Origin of the sequence: Zoogloea sp. (assembly GCF_030157465.1) — a bacterium.
Classification (GTDB): domain Bacteria; phylum Pseudomonadota; class Gammaproteobacteria; order Burkholderiales; family Rhodocyclaceae; genus Zoogloea.
In genome coordinates, this window is sequence record NZ_JAOAUU010000107.1 from 1 (window position 1) to 3,001 (window position 3,001).

The window sequence follows — 3,001 nt, forward strand, 5'->3', positions numbered from 1 at the left end:
CGCGCACTTCGTCCAGCTTGAAGGGCTTGATCACGGCTTCGATTTTCTTCATCTGTGGTCTCCTGGAAACGATCCGGCATTCTAGCCGGAATAGCCGGGCCGGCAGGTGCCGGGCCCGACAGGGTGGTCGGTATCACGCATCGCGATAGCGGGAGGTGATCGGGTAGCGCCAGTCCTTGCCAAAGCCGCGCTGGGTGACGCGCACGCCCGGGGGCGACTGGCGGCGCTTGTACTCGTTGCGCCGGAGCATGGCCACGGCGCGGTGCACCTCGGCTTCCGGGTAGCCACGGGCGATGATCTCACGGGGCGACAGATCCTCTTCCATGTAGGCCGCGATGATCGCGTCGAGCACCTCGTAGGGCGGCAGGGAATCCTGGTCGCACTGGTCGGGCTTGAGCTCGGCCGACGGCGGCCGGGTCAGGATGTTGTCGGGGATCACCGGGCCACCGGGCTGGGCATTGCGCCAGGCGCACAGGCGATACACGAAGGTCTTGTAAATATCCTTGATGACTGCGAAACCCCCGGCCATGTCGCCGTAGAGCGTGGCGTAACCGGTGGCCATCTCGCTCTTGTTGCCGGTGGTCAGCACGATGCTGCCGGTTTTGTTGGAGAGCGCCATCAGGATCATGCCGCGGATGCGCGACTGGAGGTTTTCTTCCGTCGTGTCCTCGGCCAGGCCGGCAAACTGCGGGGCCAGCATGGCGGCAAAGGTGCTCATGGCCGGCTCAATGGCGATTTCGTCGTAGCGCACGCCAATGCGCCGAACCATCTCGCGGGAATCGTCGAGGCTCATCTGCGCCGTGTAGGGCGAGGGCATCATCACCGCGCGCACCCGGTCGGCGCCAAGCGCATCGACGGCAATGGCCAACGTGAGGGCCGAATCGACGCCGCCGGACAGGCCGATCAGCGCGCCCGGAAAGCCGTTCTTGCCGAGATAGTCGCGCACGCCCAGCACCAGGGCCTCATACACGTCGGCCTCCACCGGCCGGGCGGCGGGCATGCCGCGCTCCTGCCAGAGACCGTCGGCAAAGTGCAGGATGGAGAGCTCTTCGACAAACATGCCGCCCTGCCAGGCCAGCGTGCCGTCCTTGTCCAGGGCGAAAGAGCCGCCGTCGAAAACCAGTTCGTCCTGCCCGCCCACCAGATTGCAGTAGGCCACCGGCAGGCCGGTGTCGGCGATGCGCTCGCGCAGCACTTCGTAGCGCAGCTGCTGCTTGTTCATGTGAAAGGGCGAGGCGTTGAGCACCAGCAGCAGCTCGGCGCCGGCATTGCGGGCCACGTCGGCAGCGCCGGATTCCCACACGTCGGCGCAAATATTGACGCCGACCTTGACGCCCTTGAGTTCGAACACGCAGGCCTCCGTACCCGGCTCGAAGTAGCGCTCTTCGTCGAACACTTCGTAGTTGGGCAGGCGGTGCTTGAAATAGTGGGCGACGATGCGCCCGTCCTGAATCACCGCGGCGGCGTTGTAGCGGCCACCGCCCCGGGCCGACGGGTAGCCGACCAGCACGGTGATGCCCTGCACCTGGGCGGCCAGCGCGTCCAGCTCGATGGCGCAGGCGTCGAGAAAGGCCGGGCGCAGCAGCAGGTCTTCCGGCGGATAGCCGCACAGGGCCAGCTCGGGGGTCAGCACCACGTCGGCGCCCGCGGCCTTGGCCCGGGCAACCGCGTCCAGAATCCGGCGCGCATTGCCGGAAATGTCGCCCACAACACAATTGAGCTGGGCGACCGCGACGGTAAGAGGGGTTTTCATGGGGCGACACTATACCGCCAACGTGTAGCATCCGGGACGAACCCAGCCCGCCCGAGCCCATGCCAAGCTTCCGCCTCCACCCCGCCCTCGCCGAGATTCCTGCCGATCAATGGAACGCCCTCGCCGGCGGCCAGCCCGGCTTGTCCCACGCCTTTCTGACGACGCTCGAAACATCCGGCTGCGTCGCCCCCCGCACCGGCTGGGCGCCGCGCCACGCCGCGCTATGGGAAGGCGAGCACCTGATCGCCGCCATGCCGCTGTATCTCAAGAGCCACTCCTACGGCGAATACGTGTTCGACTGGGCCTGGGCCGACGCCTACCGGCGCCACGGGCTGGACTACTACCCCAAGTGGCTGTCGGCCGTGCCGTTCACGCCCATCCCCGGCCCGCGCATTCTCGGACGCGACGCGGCAAGCCGGCAGGCGCTCATCGGGCAGGTGCTGCACGAAGTGCGCCAATCCGGCGCCTCCTCCTTCCATGTCCTCTTTCCGGATGCCGAAGAAGCCGGCTGGCTGGCCGACGCCGGGCTGGAACTCCGCCACGGCGTGCAGTTTCACTGGAGCAACGCCGGCTACCGGGATTTCGACGATTTCCTGGCCCGCCTCGCCCAGCCCAAGCGCAAGAAAATCCGCCAGGAGCGGCGCAAGGTCGCCGACGCCGGCGTCACGTTTCGCGTGTTGCGCGGCCAGGAAATCGGGCCCGAGGAATGGGCTTTCTTCCACGCCTGCTACAGCCGCACCTACCTCGAACACCGCTCCACGCCCTACCTAACGCTGGCCTTTTTCGAGGATTACGGCCGCCAGTCCGGCGACGCCTGCGTGCTGATGCTGGCCGAGCGCGCCGGCGCGCCCATCGCCGCGAGCTTCTTCCTGCAGGACGCCGGGGCACTCTACGGCCGCTACTGGGGCGCGCTGGAATACATCCCCTGCCTGCACTTCGAGGCCTGCTACTACCAGGCCATCGACTACGCGATCAAGGCCGGCCTGGCCCGTTTCGAAGGGGGCGCCCAGGGCGAACACAAGCTCTCCCGCGGGCTGGAGCCGGTGCGCACCTGCTCCGCCCACTGGATCGCCGACCCGCGGTTCCGGGACGCCGTGGCGCGGTTCCTGGCCCAGGAGCGGGGCGGGATGGAGGCTTACCTGGACGAGTTGTCGGAGAGACTGCCGTTCAAGGGGGAATGACGTAACGTTGGCCGGGGTCGCGCCCCCGCGGGCGCCCTACTTTCTTGCTTCGCCAAGAAAGTAGGCA

At 67.4% G+C, this 3,001-nt stretch carries 2 protein-coding genes; one reads left to right on the forward strand and one right to left on the reverse strand.

Going from position 1 to position 3,001, the window contains the following annotated elements:
• Window positions 1–133: 133 nt before the first annotated feature.
• The gene (locus Q1W26_RS13240) at window positions 134–1,753 is read right to left on the reverse strand and encodes an NAD+ synthase (protein WP_300440917.1); all 1,620 of its coding nucleotides are present in this window, start codon (window positions 1,751–1,753) and stop codon (window positions 134–136) included.
• A 59-nt stretch (window positions 1,754–1,812) separates the two neighbouring features.
• Here Q1W26_RS13240 and Q1W26_RS13245 point away from each other — a divergent pair, with 59 nt between their 5' ends.
• Window positions 1,813–2,934 carry a GNAT family N-acetyltransferase gene (locus tag Q1W26_RS13245; protein ID WP_300440920.1) on the forward strand — a complete coding sequence of 374 codons (1,122 nt, stop codon included), beginning with the start codon at window positions 1,813–1,815 and terminating at the stop codon, window positions 2,932–2,934.
• Window positions 2,935–3,001 lie beyond the last annotated feature (67 nt).